Raw genomic sequence first — 17,792 nt, 5'->3', positions numbered from 1 at the left:
TTTTATTTCGCCAGTGACTGGGCGCGGTATCCTTCTGCAATAATATCCAGCTGCTTGTGAAAACGTTCCAGCTGTTCAATATCGTTCAATTCATAGATACGGTAAAATTCATCCTGAATCTTAATGATCTCTCTCTTATTCGCCAGATGATACAGATTCTGTATGTTATTTAAGATATCTGATACCAGATTCGCCTGAATCTGGAAGGAATTCTGCGCATCCATAATTTCACTGCGCACCGAAGACATCTCATTATCCAGCACAATAATCGCATCCGCTGCTTTGCTTAACTTCATGCGGATATGCTCCGGAATATTTCGTTTATATTTGTACTGCAGCGAATGTTCGATTGTTGACCAAAAATTCATTGCCAGTGTCCGGATCTGTATCTCAACCTGAATCCGTTTACTTCCTGCTAATGTCTGGACCTCATAATAGACGATCATATGATAGCTGCGGTATCCGCTGGATTTCATATTGGCAATATAATCCTTTTCGCTCTTTACAGACATATCTGTACGGTTTCGGATAATCTCCACTACTTTTTCAATATCCTCCACGAACTGACAGATAATGCGTACACCTGCGATATCATCTAATTTTTCTTCTATTTCATTCAGCGGTATTTTCTTTTTCTGTGCCTTTTCCAATATGCTGGATATGGCTTTCACCCGCCCCATAACCTGTTCTATAGGTGAATACTTCCCACGTGCCCGATGCTCTCTGATCAGATGCTCAAACTTCACGGTCAGTTCATTCACTGCTAATTCATATGGATCCAGAATTTCTCTCCATAATTGTATTTCCATATACCTGATTCTCCTCTTAACTATAATAATTCCCCTTAATATTTTAGTATATCACACTTCATATGCATATTTCAACTTTCGATCTTCTAAATAACGAAGAACCCAGTAGGGGTTAACACTGACTTCTTCCTTTCGGTCTGTTCTGATATAGATTCCAAAATGCAGATGTACGTCAAAATTTCCTGTCGTACCCTCCGTTTTACTATACCCGGTATCTCCCATATATCCCAGAAGTTCTCCTGCCTGAACCTCATCACCTTTCTTAAAATCCCCTGCATAAGAACTCAGATGCGCATAGTAAAAATATCCGCCATGCTCTGAGCGGATACCAATACGCCAGCCGCCTTTTTCCAGCCATCCCACCTGTTCCACAATACCCTTTGATACGCTGACCACCGGATATTTCCCTCTTACATTTTCTTTGGGGAAAATGTCTGTTCCTTCATGCCCCCGTTTGCCGCCGTAATTGCGCTCCAGCATCCAGGAGTCTTCAAAAGAAGTCTGAGATTCATCCTCACTGGTACTGTCCGGCACGGGGTAATACAATACGTCCTCCCATACAGCAGCATAGCTTTGCTGAATCTCCTGCAGCGCATGTAAATTATACGCCTGAAAATAAGTCCGCCATAAATAATAATCCGAAGGGGTAAGTACGGACGTTTTCACATGATCCAATTCAAACTGGTATTTGGGCATCCACACGGAAAGCAGGTCATAAACCGGAACGTCTTCCGCCTTACTGACTTCCATTAACCGCCGAAAATTATCTTCCCCAATTTTCTGGCTGCGAAATCCCATTGTCTCATTGGAGTGATACGTTAAATTGAATATTTTTCCCTGGGTATGTAAATAATCGATGCATCCATAACAAAAAATGCCCACCAGAAGAATTACACAGATATTTCGAAGAAGCTTTATTTTATTCATCTATTCGACTCTTCCTCTAGAGCCTGTTTGAAAACGCTTGTGCCCAAACACGCTCTGATAGCAAGCCCAAGCCACAGACTTTCTATTCTCATGATTAATATATGCGTAGATTTGCTGATTTAGAATCAAAAAATGACATTTTTTCAGGAATGAATCTCTTCAGGCACTTCATATACTATAAAAAACATATTCGCGCTGTCTGACGTAAATAACGATATATAATTAAAATTTACTTCCTGTTAGAGCGTGTTGAAAATTGCTTCTAAAACACGATCCAGAAATTATATATTGTTATTTATGCCAGATAGTCACAGGTACAGCATCTATGAAAAAAATGCTCTATGGCCTGGTCATTACGACCGCACTGGTCTTCCTCTATCTCTGCCCCGCAGACGGCTTTGATGCCTCACTTGCCGGACTGCTCCTTTGGTTCCAGACACTGGTGCCTACCCTGCTTCCCCTGATGATCCTGTCCAATCTGATTATTAATCTGGGACTGATCGAACCGCTGATGTTTCTGTTTGCTCCCATCTTTCGCTTTCTGTTCGGCGTGGGTACAAACGGAAGCTATGCACTCACTGTGGGATTCTTCTGCGGATATCCCATGGGTGCCAAGGTCATTGCAGACCTTACCAATGAAAAACAGATTACCCTTCCCGAAGCACAATATCTTCTGGGGTTTTGCAACAATGTAAGCCCCATGTTCATTATCAATTTTCTGGTATTGGAACATCTGCATAAGGAAGAACTGATTATTCCCACCATTGTAATCATATACGGTGCCCCATTACTTTATGGATTGTTTACCGGCATCAGATGCAGAAAACAATTCCGTGAATCCACTTCTTTACATACAAATACAGCACCTACCACGACATTGAATTTTGGACTGGTAGATGCCTGTATTATGAACGGTATAATAAATATTACAAAACTGGGGGGATACATCATGCTCTTTGCCATACTGGCAAAAATCGTATTATATCTGCCCATCTCAAATGCAGTCATAAAAGCTTTCCTGGTTGGCATCATGGAAGTGACCAATGGGATTCATACTATATCTATGGAAAATGCCTCCTTTACCATCCAATACCTGCTTTTGATTGCAATCTGTTCTTTTGGCGGATTGTCTTCAATTGCGCAGACAGAAAGCATGATACACGAAAGCGGTCTTCGCCTTTCCAAGTATGTAATATCAAAGCTCATCATTACTGTCATCGCCCTTGCTCTTGCCGCATGTTATCTGCTGTAAAAAGGGGTTCACCCAAGTGTTCAATGAAACGCTTTACTCTGCAGCTTCGCCTTCGCCGCTCTCTTCCATTGCTGTTGCAACATAATTATTTGGAACAGACTGCGGAGACAGTTCGCTGCGGTTTTTATTTACAATATCATAACAAGACTGAATAGAATTCAGGAATGTATTATATTTAGCACCTGCCGTATCAATCGTATGGCTCATAATTTTTTCTAAGTTTTCCAGCATCTCATCCGTATATTGAATCGCGCTCATACGGATACTGTTAGCATCATTTGTTGCGTTGTCCAGAATTTCCTGTGCCTGGCGGTTGGTATGTTCCAGAAGTGCATTTGACTGTGCAACTGCCTGCTGCATGATTTCATCCTGGCTGATCATCTGCTGCTGCTGTGAAGTAGCATCCGCCAGCATACTGTCTGCTTTTGCCTGGGCATCTGCCAGTATGGCATCTTTATTGCTGATTATCTTCTGGTATCTCTTTATCTCATCCGGAGTCTTCATGCGAAGTTCTCTAAGTAATTCTTCCAATTCTTCTTTATTTACAACAATTTTAGTAGAAGACAAAGGCTGAAATTTACAACTGTCTACATACTCTTCAATTTCTTCAATAATTTGTTCGATTCTGCTGCTCATTATAATCTCTCCTTATTATTCTTTCTTTCCCATATTTTATTATAAATTCTATCAACTACGACCGGTGGAACGAATTTCGAAATATCACCGCCATATGCGGCTACTTCCTTCACAGTTGTCGAACTCAAATAAGCATATTCCAAACTTGTTGTAAGAAATATTGTATCGATATCCTGATCCATAATACGGTTCGTCTGCGCCATCTGCAATTCATAGTCAAAGTCTGTTATCGCCCTAAGTCCCCTTACGATAAACTTTGCATCACATTTTTTCACAAAATCTATGGACAGTCCCGTAAACGATTCTATCCGGATATTCGTTATGTCTTTTGTCGCTTCAAGTAATATATTAACACGTTCCTCTACAGAAAACAACGGGGTTTTTGTATTATTATTCAAAACTCCTACGATCAGCTCGTCCACTAATGCTGCCGAACGTGCCATTACATCCAGATGCCCAAACGTTACCGGATCAAAACTTCCCGGATATACTGCTCTTCTCATGCTAATCTCCCTTCGGCCCGCTTTATGAAGACGTGGGCGTTTGTCTTATATTCTTTATACTTTTCGATTATATAGCCAATACTTACCAGATAAGAAAAATCTGTCTCTTTTGATGCTTCCACGATAATCAATGTATCTTCCGTAATACAGGAAGAATCTGCAAATGCCTCTAAGACACGCCTTTCCCACTCCAGATTATAAGGCGGATCCATAAATACAATATCAAATGGCTCCTGCCCCTCTAATTTATGTATTGCACTAATGGCATCACAGGGCATTACCTGTGCCCGTTCTTCAAGTTTTGTAAATTTGAGATTCTCTTTAATACACTCCACAGCCCTGCGGTTATTTTCTGCAAATGCAGCAAAAGAAGCGCCCCGGCTCAGGGCTTCTATCCCAATCGCCCCGCTTCCGCTGAACAGATCCAAAAACCTGCAGTCGTAAATATCATTTTGCAGCATATTAAACAAAGTCTCTTTTATCCTGTCTGTCGTAGGCCTGGTCTCAAGTCCAGGTACCGTTTTCAAAGGCAGGCGTTTCGCCGTCCCTGCTACTACTCTCATAGAATCTTCCTACCTTTATTGTAATGTTATTCCGTACTATTATAGTTGTTTTTTGGTGTTCATGTCAATTACTTTTGTTGACATTTATGGTAGAATTAAGAAATATGGACCGATAATCACACAGGCACTGGAGAAAGAGGGGGAAATTGGAAGAGATGGGGGGCGCTGATTAAGTCGGATACTATCCGCAAAAAAACACTCCGGCAAGCTTTCCGGGATTAAGTTTATTGATACAAAGCTGGTTTTCTCAACATGGTGGAACCCCGGGGGTGTGGCATGCTGGACGCTATTGGCAGTAATATATTACCCGGATTACCTAAAACATACTATAAAAAAGCACAGCATATCACAACTTCAGGTTGTGGTGCTGTGCTTTTTCGTGAAAAGTATGGAATTTATAAAACAAAAAGGAAACAGTATTAATTTAAATACTGTTCCAGGTCCCCTGTTACGATAAAAGACACCCACTCTGCTATATTGGTGGAATGGTCAGCCATACGTTCTACATACTTTACAATGAGCAGGTAATCTGTATACGCTTTAATCGCTTCCGGTTTGTGTTTCATCGCCACACAGAGTTCGTCCTTTATCTGGAAGAAATAATCATCCACGGTATCGTCCATAGCGATGATTTTTTCGATTGGCCAAACATCTTCTTTAATAAAACACTGGATTGTCATATTTACCATCTTTTTCATGGCGTCAATCATTTGTGTAACACCTTCCGGCATCGGCACCGGATCTTCTTTTGCCAGTTCGATGATATATTCGGATATATCGCTGCAATGGTCTGCAATGCGCTCTATATCGGCAATTAAACGCATAATAGAAGTAACTCTTCTTAAATCAGTAGCTACCGGCTGCTGCTTAGCCACAATGCGGATACAGGCTTTTTCTGTCTCCCGTTCCAGACAGTCCATTTCATCATCCTGTTCCATAATTGCCTTTGCCAATTCTGCATCCGTCTCCGTAAGTGCCTTGATCACTTTGTTAATCATGACTTCTAGAAGTAAACCCATTTTTTCTACATTAAGCGTAATATCATCTAATTCTGCTATATAAGATTTTCTGGTTGTCATTATACTATTCCCCTTTCTGACCTGTATCAACCGAAACGTCCTGTAATATATTCTTCGGTTTTTTTCTCTTTTGGATTGTTGAATATCTGTGTAGTATTTCCATATTCTACCACATCACCAGTAAGGAAGAAAGCAGTTTTATCAGAAATACGGCTGGCCTGCTGCATATTGTGGGTAACGATGACGATCGTATACTTTTCTTTTAACTCAACAGCCAGATCTTCTATCTTTAAGGTGGAAATCGGGTCTAATGCACTGGTCGGCTCATCCATTAAGATAACTTCCGGTTCCACAGCAAGTGCTCTGGCGATACAGATACGCTGCTGCTGTCCTCCTGACATGCCCAGGGCATTTTTCTTTAACCTGTCTTTTGCCTCATCCCAGATCGCTGCCTGTTTCAAACTGCGCTCTACAATTTCATCTAATTCCTGTTTCTTTTTAATTCCGTGAATCCTGGGACCATATGCAACATTGTCATAGATACTCATAGGAAATGGATTCGGCTGCTGGAAGACCATACCTACCCGCTGACGCAGTTTTATTACGTCAATATCACCGTAAATATCCACGTCATCCAAATATATCTTACCTTCCACTTTTACACCTTCAATCAAATCATTCATCCGGTTGATTGTTTTCAAAAAAGTAGACTTTCCGCATCCGGAAGGACCTATAAAGGCAACAATTTCATTTTTTGGTATATTCATATTAATCTTATTCAGAGCTTTAAAGTCTCCATAATAAAGATTCAGATCCTCTACACGAAATTTAGGATTTTCTATCGGATTCATAATGCCTACTCTCCTTTTTTACTCAGAAGTTTTTTTGTAACCACTTTTGATGCAAAGTTTAAGACAATGATGATGACCAGCAGAACAATACCGATTGCACAAGCCGTTGTCAAATCATTTTCTTCTTTCATCAGGGTATACATTTTAATCGTTAAAGTAGCGCCGCTTGCAGAATTTCCAAACAGGGCACCGGGAATCTGTGCAACGGTACCTGCAGTTAACAGAAGTGCCGCTGATTCTCCTACGATACGCCCGATACTCAGCAACACAGCAACTAAAATTCCAGGCAGTGCGTTTGGTAAAACAACCCTGGATACTGTCTGCAGCCTGGTTGCACCCAGTCCTAAGGAAGATTCCCGATAAGTTCTGGGAATGGCTTTTAATGCTTCTTCTGTGGTTGTAATAATCGTTGGAAGCAGGATAATACTAAGAGTTAAAGCTCCAGCCAGCAGAGAATACTGCAGTCCACAGATTTTTACAAAAAACAGTGAACCAAACAAACCATAAATAATGGAAGGAATTCCCGCAAGATTCTCTATTGCAAAATGTATCGTCCTCATTAGTTTACCCGGTTTTGCATACTCAATCAGATAAACGGCAGACAAAATTCCGATTGGCGCTGCAATCAGCAGTGATAATCCAATCATATACAGCGTCGTTACAAGCATCGGCACAATACCGCCGCCGGGACGAACAACTTTTATTTTCAGATTACTGTCTTTGAGACCCTGAATCTGGGTTTTTAAATCAGCTACAGCAGCTTTTACTGCTTCCGGATTTTCCGGATCTGTCTCTTTTACCAGTGTATCTACATTAATACTTCCTATTTTTGAAAGTATATCTTTCTTTTCAATGGGATATGCTTCTTTTTTTTGGTTTAAAGCATCCTTCAAAGGAGATGTTTTATCCATATCACTGATATAAACTTTTTTGTCTTTATTTATATTCAGCGTGATTCCCAGGGATGGAATATATCCTTCCTGTCCGTTATCCGGCATATCTGCTGCCACCTGTGAATTTACATAAGTAGTTTTATCTTCATAATTTCTGGTAAGGAAATCAAAGCTGATTCCCGGCAGCCCTTTTACAACAATAAATCCAATGATTACTACAAGTATAAATACCGTAAATCCGGCAGAACCATAGATCAGGCCTTTTACAATTGAGTCTTTCGTTTTCCTGCTCATGATTTTTCACCTGCCTTGCGTGTAATTTTTAATAAGGTTAAATTAACAATCATAATAAAGATAAATAAGATTACACCGGTTGCAAAGAGCATCTCCTGTTGTCTTCCGGATGCATAGCTCATTTCCATGGCAATATTCGTTGTAAGCGGACGCACCATTGACCAAATACTGTCCGGCAGCCCCTGTGTTGGATTTCCCGCTATCATCATAACAGCCATCGTCTCACCGATTGCACGTCCGACACCAAGCACGGTAGCCGAAAGGATACCTGATTTTGCTGCTGGCAGCACTGCTTTGAAAATCGTCTGCACTTTGGACGCACCAAGGCCAAGGGATGCCTCCCGGTATGATTTCGGTACTGATTTAATTGCGCTTTCTGATAGGGAAACAATAGTCGGTAATATCATAATTGTCAATACAATGATTACTGCCAGCAATGACTGTCCCTGCACTTTAGGGGATATTTCCTTAATAATCGGAACGATCACACCCAAACCAAATGCACCGTATAGAACAGAAGGAATGCCAGCAAGTAATTCAACTGCTGGCTTAATTACCTTCACGGCACCTTTTGGCGCTATTTCAGCGATGAAAACCGCTGTCAGAACACCAATCGGCACACCTATTACAATTGCTCCCGCTGTAGCCAGTACAGAAGCTACAATCATATAGAAGATTCCGTAAACATTTTGTCCGGGAGCCCATCTGGTTCCACTGATGAAATCTAAGAAACTGTAGCTGTCAGGACCGAAAAACGGTCGTAATCCTTTGTAAAAAACAAATACTATAATTGCTATTACCGAAATAACTCCCACAAGGGCACAGAGCAAAAAGATTCCTTCTACTACTTTTTCAAATACGTCTCTCTTTACATTTCGGTTCATATTTATACCCATTGCATATTACAGGCTTGCCTGTAATACTGCCACAAATTAAAACAAGGTGAAAGAATCACAGTGTGGCTCCCTTTCTATTTCTAATTTTCTTTCACCATTTACTCCAGGTCCGCATTTCCTGCGGCTTAAATTAATGAAGCTTATATCAGTAGAATTAGTCAATACGAATTCCGCCGTGAGTATCAACTGCCGCCTGTCCTTCTTCAGAGATAGCAAATTCTAAGAATGCTTTGCCTGCATCTGTTACTTTGTCATCATAATAGCAGAAAAGGAATGGTCTGCTCAGTGGATATTCTCCGGATTTTGCTAATTCAGCGGTTGGTTCTACACCTGCTACTGTAAGAGATTTTACTGTGTCATCAATAAATGAGAAAGATACATAACCGATTGCATTTTCATTTCCTGCTACTGCCGCCTGTACTGGTCCATTTCCTTCAGATACAGATGCGTTTCCGGAAAGTCCGCCAGCATCTTCCAGCTTAATTAACTCTTCAAATGCACTTCTTGTTCCTGAACTTTCTTCACGGGATACTACAAAGATGTCTTCATCATTTCCGCCTACCTCTTTCCAGTTTGTAATTTTACCGGAATAAATATCAGCCAACTGCTCTTCTGAAATATCTTTCACTGCTTCATTTGCCGGGTTTACAATAATTGCAATTCCGTCATATGCGAAAATTTCTGTCTTAAGTGCGTCTTCTTTTTCTTCATCCTTAATTTCTCTGGATGCTGCACCGATATTGTTTGTTCCTGATTTTGTATCTGTAATACCTGCTGATGAACCGCTGCCTGTATATTCGATTGTAACGTCAGGATTTTGTGCTTCGAATTCATCTTTCATATCGTTTAAGATCTTCTCTACTGAAGTAGATCCTGTAATTACTATATTTCCGCTGATATCTCCTGCGGGAGCTTCGCTTCCATCTGCACTTGCTGATTCTGAAGAAGCTGCTTCTGTTGTTGCTGCCTGTGTATCACCTGCTCCTGCTTCTGTAGCTGCTGTTGTAGATGGTGATGTTTCTGTTGTACCTGTATTGCTTCCACAAGCAACCAGTCCTAATGTCATAATTCCAACTACCGCCATTGCGATTAATTTCTTCATAATTTTTTCCTCCAAAACTTTTCTAATTTGTTATTACATGAATGTATTCTAATTGATGCGTATAAAGATTATATATTGTATATGTAAAGTTTATGTAAAATCAAAAAATATACTTATAAAAATAAAAAATGCTTTTTTTTGACAGCATTGGAATCAGAAAAAATAAATTTTTGCATAAAAAAACAGCTGTTCTTTCAAGATATTTCCTGAAAAACAGCTGTTTTTTATTTATAAATGAATCGTAATTGCAGTTCCCTCTTCCGGCGTACTGTGCACTTCAATATATCCGCCCTGATATTCAACCACGTGCTTTACAATAGACAGTCCTAATCCCGTACCACCCGTCTGTTTGGAATGGCTTTTATCAATTCTGTAAAATCTTTCAAAAATACGTTCCTGGTATTTACTGGGAATTCCAATGCCTGTATCCGACACTTTTATGACCGGATGCTGATCCTCTTCATATATGGATATGGTAACCGAACCGCCCTGACGGTTATACTTTATTCCATTTTCGCAAAGATTATAGATCAGGTCCAGCATCATTGCCCGGACTGCAATCAATTTTACGCTAGAACCTTCCAGGTGAAGCGTTACCATATTACGTTCTGCTACGGATGAAAGGCGTTCTACTATTTCCGTGGAAATCTCATACAGATCCACAAGTTCTTTTGTTGTACGCGCATCTTTTTCATCCAGACGGCTGATTTTGATAATGTCCTCCACCAGGGAAATCAGTCGTGCTGCTTCCTTATAGATTTTACCTGCAAACTGAGATATATCCTGTGGCTGTACCATTCCGTTCTGCATCAATTCCGCATATCCGGAGATAGATGTCAGCGGCGTTTTTAATTCATGAGAAACGTTTGCTGAGAATTCTCTTCGCATTTTCTCTGCTTTGTATTTTTCTGTAATGTCCAGTACAAAAAGTACAACCCCCTGGATACTGCCATCCTGTATTACCGGATTTCCAAAAAACTGAATTGTGGTTTCATCCAGCTTTAAGATCTCACTGTGGGTTTCCCCTTTCAATGACTTTTCCACTGTATTCTGAAGCTGTTGGCTGCGGTTGAACAGTGAAATATTTTTACCAATATAGTGCATACTGGGTGCACCTAATATATTTTTACAGCTCTGGTTAATAAATACAATCCTGGAATCTTTATCCAGCAGGATCAATCCTTCATTCATATTGGTAGTTATCGTATTGAATTTTTCCTTTTGTTCAATCAGGTCTGTCATCTGATCCTTGATCTGATAATTCTGCTTTTCAATCCGGTTTAATAACGGAAAGAGCTCATTAAAAGAAACGTCCTGGGTTGGATGCTGCAAATCTATGTTATTAATATTGGATATGATTCCATTTGCCAGCTTTGTGGCGATCATAAAGGAACCCAGTAAAATAATCAATGAAATAACACAGGCTGCCGGCAGTACCTTCATAAACGTGGGTATCAGGCCGTCAATAGTACCGGAAACCCGCAAAAAGCTTCCCGTTGACAATTTTATTGCATAATAATAAGTATGCTGTCTCAGCGTGTCAGAAGTCCTCTTGGAAATACCGGTTCCATCTTTCGCGGCATCTATAATTTCCGGTCGTTCCAGGTGATTTTCCATTTTGCTGGCATCCGCCTGACTATCGTAAATAACCTTACCTTTCGGATCGATATATGTGATTCTGGAGGGCGTCTGTGCCTCTATATCATCCAAAAAAGAAACAGGATCCGCCAAACCTTCATAGGCCTTGGCGATGTACACTGCTTCTGTCTTTAATTCGTTTTTTAATTGTTGCTGCATATTGTAATTAAAAAATAACACAAATGCAGCCGTAATGAAAATTACAGTCAAAATCCCCAGTCCGAATACATTTTTATAGATTTTCTTTTTCATTCTTTGGTTCCCATTTTATAGCCCACCCCGCGAACGGTTTCTATCATATTCCCGCTGCTGCCTAATTTCTGCCTCAGCGAGCCGATATGAACATCAACGGTACGGCTTTCCCCTTCGTAATCATAATTCCAGATTACTTCCAGTATTTTATCCCGGGAAAGTACAATTCCCTGGTTTTTCATCAAATACGTAAGAAGTTCAAATTCTTTATAGGTCAGGATGACCTCTTTGCCGCTGACAGTCACTTCATGCTTCTGGATATCCAGATGAATATCCCCAAGTACCATCATATCGGTGGAAATGCTTTTCTGGCTCCGGCGAAGTACCGCTTTGATTCTGGAAATCAATTCCATAACACCAAAAGGCTTCGTTACATAGTCATCTGCACCCACATCCAGTCCCTTGACTTTATCATATTCCGTAGATTTTGCGGTCAGCATAATTACCGGGATATCCTTGTGCTCATTTCTGGCACGCAATTTCTTCAAAATACTGATGCCGTCTTCGTCCGGCAGCATAATATCCAGCAGAATCAAATCCGGATTTCCGTTTTTTAAGCCTTTATAAAATTCTGCGGCATTCTCAAAACCAATTGCTTCATACCCTGATGTCTTCAGGGCATAAGCGACCAACTCTCTGATATTCATATCATCTTCTACACAATAAATCATCTGACTCATAATCTTATCAAAACCTCCATATGCCTGTTTACAGGAGCTTAATACTTAGATCTTTAGTGCGTCTTAATGCTCGCTCATTACGTACCCTGCCAGATTATAGGCATGATCCGAAATTCTTTCCAGGTTGCTGATAATATCCAGGAAAATTACTCCGTTTGTAGGGTTACACAACTGCTTGGAAAGTCGTTCGATATGAGTTTCCCGCAGTTCTTCCTCCATATTATCAACCATATCTTCATAAGTTACTACTTTCGTTGCAGCATCTATACTCTCTTCTTCTCTTGCCTTCATGGCATAAACGAATGAATTGGTAACCAGTTCCATGATCTCGCTTAATTCCTTACCTGCCTCTTCGGAGAACTGAATATCATCCTTCGCTTTATTTTCCGCCAGTTCTGCGATATTTTCCGTATGATCTCCCACACGCTCAATGTCGCTTACGGAATAAAACAAATTATTAATAATCGTATGCTGATCTTCATTCAATGAAAGATTACTGATTTTAACCAGATATTCGGTAATCATTTTTTCCATGCTGTTAATAGTTTTTTCCGTCTTATAAACAGTATCTATTTTTTCAGTATCATTATTAAGTACTGCATCAAATGCGTTCTGCATATTTGTCTGAGCAATTCTTCCCATATGAACAACTTCCAGAATTGCATTTTCTACTGCAAAAGAGGGAGTCTCTAAAATACGGTCATCTAAATGACGTAATGTAATCACTTCGTCTGATTCTGTTCCTTCCAAAGCTTCGCCGCCTTTATCCGAAACAATAAGCCCGGACAGCTGAACCAGTTTGTTTGCAAACGGGAACAGAATAATTGTACAGATAATATTAAATATAGTATGAAAAATAGAAATTCCCACGCTGCCGATTCCGGCTGCCGCAAATACAGGATTCAGCTGGAATATGGCAAACATTGCCGCACCGAATATTACCGCACCTATCATATTAAATGATAAATGGATTACAGCTGCCCGCTTCGCATTCCTGGGTGCTCCAATACTTGATAAAAGTGCAGTAAAACAAGAACCTATATTCGAACCAAGGCTGATATAAATTGCCGAGCTTGCCGTAACAACACCGCCGGTAGCAGCCAGTGTCTGCAGAATACCAACAGAGGCAGAAGAACTCTGCATAATACCGGTAACCAAAGCTCCAATTGCAATACCAAGGAACGGATTGCTGCCAAATAATGCAAATGCCTTTGTGAAGATCGGCAGTTCCGTATAAGAAGAAGCAGAATTTTTCATAAAATCCAGACCGATGAATAATAAGCCCAGACCAATAATGATTTCACCAATCGTTTTCTTCTTCTGCTTTTTGGAAAACATAATAAAAAATGCTCCGATACCCACTAATAAGGGCGCATAAAGAGATGGCGATACAGCTTTAAAACTGTCCCCAAGCTGTCCCAGGGATACAATCCAGGATGTGATACAGGTACCGATATTGGCACCCATGATTACTCCCACAGCCTGTCCCAGATTCATAATGCCTGCATTTACAAATCCAACTACCATTACCGTAGTCGCACCACTGCTTTGAATAATTGCCGTAATCAAGGCTCCAACCAGAATTGCCATTACCCGGTTATTGGTTAAAACTCCCAGCAGCTCCCTCATTTTGTTGCCGGTCGATTTCTGAATTCCATCCGACATGCTGTGCATACCGTAAAGGAACATTCCAAGGCCTCCGCAAAACATAAACAAATTCTGTACGTCATTAATTGACATCTGATAATCCTCCTAATTTAAACCAAATCTTTTTCATAATAAGTCCTATGTATCCGCAGGCGCATCCGTCTGGCTCGCTGCCCGCGGGAATAAATTCACAAAAAAATAGGGATGCTGCTACACCCCTCTCTTAGATTTTAAATCTGTAATCTCCATTCAAGATCACCATGAGCTAATCCAAGAATTAAAGATTCCGCAGTTGCAATATTGGTTGCAATTGGGATATTATATTTATCACAACATTTTGATATTGTATAAATATCCGGCTCCTTAGGATCTACCATAGCCGGGTTGTAGAAAAAGATTACCATATCTAGGCCATTTCTCTCAAGCATTTCTGTAAACTGCTTATCTCCTCCCACGCTTCCAGGGAGAAATTTGTGGACGCGGAGATTCGTTACATCTTCTACACGGCGCCCTGTAATTCCTGTCGCATAAATTTCATGTTTGCTAAGTATATGCTTATATGCAAGACAAAAATCTTCAATTAAACTCTTTTTACTGTTATGTGCAATAATACCGATATTCATCTAACCATCCTTTTTTCTCTTCTTTCTACCGATTATAACATATAAATAGGGAAAATGGAAAATGTTTTTTTGTTTTTATCTAAATTTGTAAAAAATTGCAAAAATTTCCAGTTTAGAATTTCAATTAATTCATATACTAGGAAGGCAATAACAAATTGCAAATAAAAAAAAACAGACAGAAAAAAAGGAGGGGTTATGATGTCAAACAGATCATCTAACACAGCAGCAGTACCAGAAGCAAAAGGAGCTTTAGACCGTTTCAAATTTGAGGTAGCTAACGAATTAGGAGTACCGTTAACAGACGGATACAATGGTAACTTAACTTCCAAACAGAATGGTAGCGTTGGTGGCTATATGGTTAAGAAAATGATCGAAGCTCAGGAAAGACAGATGTCCGGCGGAGCAAGCATGCCAGCAGGTAACATGTCAGCAGGTAGCACTTCTCAGTACTAATCTCAAAAACGAATTCATTCGTATTTGACAAAGAAAGGGCCCAGATAATTTTATCTGGGCTTTTCTCTGTTATATGATTTTATCTATAAGTACACATTACCGGTTACATCGCCGTTGATTACAAAATATGCAGCATTTTCTTCCGGTTTTAAATATATGTCTATGGATTTGATATCCGCAGCTTTATTTTTTAAAACTTTTGTCCAATGTTCTTTTGCCTGTTTCGTAATTTCCTCTGTATTAATCTCTTTCCCCAGATACTGAAGATAGATTGTTTCTTTTACATCTGCCTTTTTAGCCGGTGCTTTTCTTGCTGCTGTCTTTTTCTCTGCCGGAGCTTTTTCAGCCGCTGGCTTTTCCTCTGCTTTAACTGCTGCCTTTGCTGCAGTCTTAGCTGCTGTTGTTTTAGCTGCCGGAGCTTTTACTGCTGCTGCTTTCTCTTCTGTTGCATCTTTTACTTTTTCTTCTGTAGTCTTAGCAGCCGGCTCTGCCTTCTTCGCTGCTCTCTTTGATGGTGTTTTTGTTGCTTTAGTGGCTTCTGTCGTAGCTGCTGCTGTCTCTTTTACGTTTGCTTTTACGGTTTTCATACATTTTCCTCCTCGCAAAACACTTCCATGCATATATATCATTTACATAAAGCATAATATACCATTTTTTCAAAAATAGCAACTATTTCTTCTATAAGTTGATGCGGCCAAAGCCCTGCAGCATGTATTCCTGCAGTTTTTTATCCAGATAGCAGTACTCGGGTTTTCCTGCCAATTCACCCTGATCCAGAATAATCTGAGCCGCTTCGCTGGCCTTTTGCAGGATGGATGCATCGGTAAATACATCCCCGATTTTAAATTCCAGCAAACCGCTTTGGCGCACGCCAAATACATCTCCCGGTCCCCGAAGCTTTAAATCTTCGCTGGCAATAAAAAAGCCATCGTTGGATTTATTAAGGATCTCCAGACGCTCCTTTACCTTTTTACTGTCTGATGCACGCACCATAATACAATAGGACTGGTATTGTCCCCGTCCCACCCTGCCCCGGAGCTGATGCAGCTGTGCCAGACCGAACCGCTCTGCATTTTCAATCATCATCACAGTGGCATTGGGTACATTCACGCCGACTTCTACTACTGTAGTAGAAACTAATACATCAATTTCATGATTTAAAAAACGTTCCATAATGCTGTTTTTTTCTTTTGGTTTCATCTTCCCATGCAGATATTCGATCTGAATATTTTCAGCCAGCGCCGCCCTCAGCCGCTCGGTATACTCGATTACATTTTCTGCCTCAATCGCTTCACTCTCTTCTACCATAGGGCAGATGATGTAAGCCTGGCGCCCTTCTTCAATCTCATTTTGAATAAAGGAATATGCCTTCGGACGATACCTGGTATCTACTACACAATTTTTAATTGGCAGACGGTTTGCAGGAAGCTCATCAATAACAGAGACATCCAGATCACCATAAAGAATAACTGCCAATGTCCGCGGAATCGGTGTAGCACTCATAACCAGTACATGGGGTAATTCTCCCTTTTCGGAGAGCGCCTCTCTTTGGCGTACCCCGAAGCGGTGCTGTTCATCCGTAATTACCAGGGCCAGATTTTTATAATTTACTTTTTCCTGAATCAGTGCATGGGTACCAATTATGATATCGGCTTCGCCTGTTTCTATTTTTTCATATACTGCCCTTTTTTCTTTTGCCGTCATAGAACCTGTTAAAAGCACCGTATTAAAGTCAAGATGCTGTTCCTCTAACAGGCCACAGATGGATTCAAAGTGCTGTACAGCCAGAACTTCCGTAGGAACCATTAAAGATCCCTGATATCCGTTCTGTGCCGTCATAATCAATGCCAAAATGGCAAGGATGGTCTTCCCGGAACCAACATCTCCCTGAACCAGTCTTGCCATAACTTTCGGACTTAATAAGTCTTTTTCAATTTCTTTCCATACCTTCGCCTGGGCTTTGGTAAGTGAAAACTTAAGATTGGCAATAATCTGATCTGTCAGCGGTGTTTGCTGCATATGAAAACTGTGATACAGCTCTTCCGTACTGTCTTTGAGGCGGCGCAGTGCCAGAATAAACAAAAAGAATTCATCAAATACCAGCCGGTTTCTCGCTAGCATAACATCATGCATGTCTTTTGGAAAATGTATCTGTTCAATGGCATAGTGGAATTCAGCCAGATGATATTCTTTTCTGATTTCCTCCGGAAGATAATCATGGTACTCCTCCAGCAGAGGAAGTGCCTGGCGCACAGCTTTGGTAATCATATTGTTGGTAAGCCCGGGCACTAAGGTATAAATTGGCTGCATCACATGGAGCATTTCCTGGTATTGGTCTACACGAAAAACAGCAGGTTGTTCCATCAACAACTGCTGTTCTTTACGTGAAATCTTCCCACGGAATATATATTTACTTCCCCTTTTCAGGGTATTTTTTAAATAGGGCATATTGAACCAGGTCAAACGGATCATGCCGCCGCTGTCGTCCCGAATGACCGTATTGGTAATCTGCAGCCGTCTGACTCTTTTTACATCCAGAGTCTGTACAACCGTACCATAGACGGCTGCCGACACATCATCATCCGAGATCTCAGATACCTTAACGATGTTATCATAAGTATCATAATTTCTCGGATAATAATTTAGCAGATCATCAATTGTTCTAATCCCTGCTTTTTGAAAAACCAGAACCGTCTTCTCTCCGATTCCTTTTAATTCCTGAATGGATGATTCCATATTCATCATAAATCACCT

The 17,792-nt window shown here is 40.5% G+C and carries 18 protein-coding genes; 2 read left to right on the top strand and 16 right to left on the bottom strand.

The window, feature by feature from the left end; genetic code table 11:
* Positions 1-2 precede the first annotated feature (2 nt).
* Positions 3-809, bottom strand: a complete 807-nt coding sequence (locus tag CD03_RS0112890) for a GTP pyrophosphokinase (RefSeq protein WP_027294003.1) — start codon at positions 807-809, stop codon at positions 3-5.
* A gap of 51 nt (positions 810-860) precedes the next feature.
* The gene (locus CD03_RS0112885) at positions 861-1,736 is read right to left on the bottom strand and encodes a M23 family metallopeptidase (protein WP_027294002.1); all 876 of its coding nucleotides are present in this window, start codon (positions 1,734-1,736) and stop codon (positions 861-863) included.
* A gap of 325 nt (positions 1,737-2,061) precedes the next feature.
* On the opposite strand from CD03_RS0112885, the gene CD03_RS0112880 reads away from it, so the two are divergent.
* Positions 2,062-2,988 (top strand): hypothetical protein, encoded by a 927-nt coding sequence (locus tag CD03_RS0112880; RefSeq protein WP_027294001.1) that lies wholly within the window; start codon positions 2,062-2,064, stop codon positions 2,986-2,988.
* A gap of 33 nt (positions 2,989-3,021) precedes the next feature.
* Here the strand turns inward: CD03_RS0112880 and CD03_RS0112875 are convergent, their stop codons facing one another.
* From CD03_RS0112875 to CD03_RS0112815, 12 genes are all read right to left on the bottom strand, one after another.
* Complete coding sequence (locus CD03_RS0112875) at positions 3,022-3,624, bottom strand: ATPase (protein WP_027294000.1); 603 nt, start codon at positions 3,622-3,624, stop codon at positions 3,022-3,024.
* Positions 3,624-4,127 carry a pantetheine-phosphate adenylyltransferase gene (coaD, locus tag CD03_RS0112870; protein ID WP_027293999.1) on the bottom strand — a complete coding sequence of 168 codons (504 nt, stop codon included), beginning with the start codon at positions 4,125-4,127 and terminating at the stop codon, positions 3,624-3,626. Before coaD ends, CD03_RS0112875 begins: the two co-directional genes overlap by 1 nt.
* Complete coding sequence (gene rsmD / locus CD03_RS0112865; protein ID WP_027293998.1) at positions 4,124-4,690, bottom strand: 16S rRNA (guanine(966)-N(2))-methyltransferase RsmD; 567 nt, start codon at positions 4,688-4,690, stop codon at positions 4,124-4,126. The genes coaD and rsmD overlap by 4 nt, the downstream gene beginning before the upstream one ends.
* Before the next feature lie 419 nt (positions 4,691-5,109).
* Positions 5,110-5,769: a phosphate signaling complex protein PhoU gene (gene phoU, locus CD03_RS0112855; RefSeq protein ID WP_027293997.1), complete on the bottom strand. Its 660-nt coding sequence runs from the start codon at positions 5,767-5,769 to the stop codon at positions 5,110-5,112.
* A gap of 26 nt (positions 5,770-5,795) precedes the next feature.
* Positions 5,796-6,560: a phosphate ABC transporter ATP-binding protein PstB gene (gene pstB / locus CD03_RS0112850; RefSeq protein WP_027293996.1), complete on the bottom strand. Its 765-nt coding sequence runs from the start codon at positions 6,558-6,560 to the stop codon at positions 5,796-5,798.
* Between the two features lie 5 nt (positions 6,561-6,565).
* Positions 6,566-7,747, bottom strand: a complete 1,182-nt coding sequence (pstA, locus tag CD03_RS0112845) for a phosphate ABC transporter permease PstA (protein ID WP_052377784.1) — start codon at positions 7,745-7,747, stop codon at positions 6,566-6,568.
* The gene (gene pstC / locus CD03_RS0112840) at positions 7,744-8,643 is read right to left on the bottom strand and encodes a phosphate ABC transporter permease subunit PstC (protein WP_027293994.1); all 900 of its coding nucleotides are present in this window, start codon (positions 8,641-8,643) and stop codon (positions 7,744-7,746) included. Before pstC ends, pstA begins: the two co-directional genes overlap by 4 nt.
* A 154-nt stretch (positions 8,644-8,797) precedes the next feature.
* Positions 8,798-9,745 (bottom strand): phosphate ABC transporter substrate-binding protein, encoded by a 948-nt coding sequence (locus tag CD03_RS0112835; RefSeq protein ID WP_044289344.1) that lies wholly within the window; start codon positions 9,743-9,745, stop codon positions 8,798-8,800.
* 228 nt (positions 9,746-9,973) lie between these two features.
* Complete coding sequence (locus tag CD03_RS0112830) at positions 9,974-11,635, bottom strand: sensor histidine kinase (RefSeq protein ID WP_027293992.1); 1,662 nt, start codon at positions 11,633-11,635, stop codon at positions 9,974-9,976.
* A complete protein-coding gene (locus CD03_RS0112825; RefSeq protein WP_027293991.1) occupies positions 11,632-12,306 on the bottom strand; it encodes a winged helix-turn-helix domain-containing protein in 675 nt (224 codons plus the stop codon). The genes CD03_RS0112830 and CD03_RS0112825 overlap by 4 nt, the downstream gene beginning before the upstream one ends.
* A gap of 72 nt (positions 12,307-12,378) precedes the next feature.
* A complete protein-coding gene (locus tag CD03_RS0112820) occupies positions 12,379-14,055 on the bottom strand; it encodes a Na/Pi cotransporter family protein (protein ID WP_027293990.1) in 1,677 nt (558 codons plus the stop codon).
* A gap of 137 nt (positions 14,056-14,192) precedes the next feature.
* Positions 14,193-14,585 (bottom strand): methylglyoxal synthase, encoded by a 393-nt coding sequence (locus tag CD03_RS0112815; protein WP_027293989.1) that lies wholly within the window; start codon positions 14,583-14,585, stop codon positions 14,193-14,195.
* Positions 14,586-14,783: 198 nt separating this feature from the next.
* On the opposite strand from CD03_RS0112815, the gene CD03_RS0112810 reads away from it, so the two are divergent.
* Entirely contained in the window at positions 14,784-15,038 is a 255-nt protein-coding gene (locus CD03_RS0112810) for an alpha/beta-type small acid-soluble spore protein (protein ID WP_044289342.1), read from the top strand.
* An 83-nt stretch (positions 15,039-15,121) separates the two neighbouring features.
* Here CD03_RS0112810 and CD03_RS0112805 read toward each other — a convergent pair whose 3' ends face one another.
* Both CD03_RS0112805 and recG read right to left on the bottom strand, forming a co-directional pair.
* Positions 15,122-15,625 carry a DUF6465 family protein gene (locus CD03_RS0112805; RefSeq protein ID WP_044289340.1) on the bottom strand — a complete coding sequence of 168 codons (504 nt, stop codon included), beginning with the start codon at positions 15,623-15,625 and terminating at the stop codon, positions 15,122-15,124.
* A gap of 91 nt (positions 15,626-15,716) precedes the next feature.
* Positions 15,717-17,783 (bottom strand): ATP-dependent DNA helicase RecG, encoded by a 2,067-nt coding sequence (gene recG / locus CD03_RS0112800; protein WP_330377186.1) that lies wholly within the window; start codon positions 17,781-17,783, stop codon positions 15,717-15,719.
* Between the last annotated feature and the right edge of the window lie 9 nt (positions 17,784-17,792).

The sequence above is a fragment of the Robinsoniella sp. KNHs210 genome, from assembly GCF_000686105.1.
Taxonomy (GTDB): Bacteria; Bacillota; Clostridia; order Lachnospirales; family Lachnospiraceae; genus Robinsoniella; species Robinsoniella peoriensis.
This window is presented reverse-complemented; position numbering and strand designations above follow the sequence as displayed.

Excerpts from the sequence above, each read along its gene's own strand:
- CD03_RS0112890 (WP_027294003.1), bottom strand. The coding sequence starts at position 809 with ATGGAAATACAATTATGGAGAGAAATTCTGGATCCATATGAATTAGCA.
- CD03_RS0112885 (WP_027294002.1), bottom strand. The coding sequence starts at position 1,736 with ATGAATAAAATAAAGCTTCTTCGAAATATCTGTGTAATTCTTCTGGTG.
- CD03_RS0112880 (WP_027294001.1), top strand. The coding sequence starts at position 2,062 with ATGAAAAAAATGCTCTATGGCCTGGTCATTACGACCGCACTGGTCTTC.
- CD03_RS0112875 (WP_027294000.1), bottom strand. The coding sequence starts at position 3,624 with ATGAGCAGCAGAATCGAACAAATTATTGAAGAAATTGAAGAGTATGTA.
- coaD (WP_027293999.1), bottom strand. The coding sequence starts at position 4,127 with ATGAGAAGAGCAGTATATCCGGGAAGTTTTGATCCGGTAACGTTTGGG.
- rsmD (WP_027293998.1), bottom strand. The coding sequence starts at position 4,690 with ATGAGAGTAGTAGCAGGGACGGCGAAACGCCTGCCTTTGAAAACGGTA.
- phoU (WP_027293997.1), bottom strand. The coding sequence starts at position 5,769 with ATGACAACCAGAAAATCTTATATAGCAGAATTAGATGATATTACGCTT.
- pstB (WP_027293996.1), bottom strand. The coding sequence starts at position 6,560 with ATGAATCCGATAGAAAATCCTAAATTTCGTGTAGAGGATCTGAATCTT.
- pstA (WP_052377784.1), bottom strand. The coding sequence starts at position 7,747 with ATGAGCAGGAAAACGAAAGACTCAATTGTAAAAGGCCTGATCTATGGT.
- pstC (WP_027293994.1), bottom strand. The coding sequence starts at position 8,643 with ATGGGTATAAATATGAACCGAAATGTAAAGAGAGACGTATTTGAAAAA.
- CD03_RS0112835 (WP_044289344.1), bottom strand. The coding sequence starts at position 9,745 with ATGAAGAAATTAATCGCAATGGCGGTAGTTGGAATTATGACATTAGGA.
- CD03_RS0112830 (WP_027293992.1), bottom strand. The coding sequence starts at position 11,635 with ATGAAAAAGAAAATCTATAAAAATGTATTCGGACTGGGGATTTTGACT.
- CD03_RS0112825 (WP_027293991.1), bottom strand. The coding sequence starts at position 12,306 with ATGATTTATTGTGTAGAAGATGATATGAATATCAGAGAGTTGGTCGCT.
- CD03_RS0112820 (WP_027293990.1), bottom strand. The coding sequence starts at position 14,055 with ATGTCAATTAATGACGTACAGAATTTGTTTATGTTTTGCGGAGGCCTT.
- CD03_RS0112815 (WP_027293989.1), bottom strand. The coding sequence starts at position 14,585 with ATGAATATCGGTATTATTGCACATAACAGTAAAAAGAGTTTAATTGAA.
- CD03_RS0112810 (WP_044289342.1), top strand. The coding sequence starts at position 14,784 with ATGTCAAACAGATCATCTAACACAGCAGCAGTACCAGAAGCAAAAGGA.
- CD03_RS0112805 (WP_044289340.1), bottom strand. The coding sequence starts at position 15,625 with ATGAAAACCGTAAAAGCAAACGTAAAAGAGACAGCAGCAGCTACGACA.
- recG (WP_330377186.1), bottom strand. The coding sequence starts at position 17,783 with ATGATGAATATGGAATCATCCATTCAGGAATTAAAAGGAATCGGAGAG.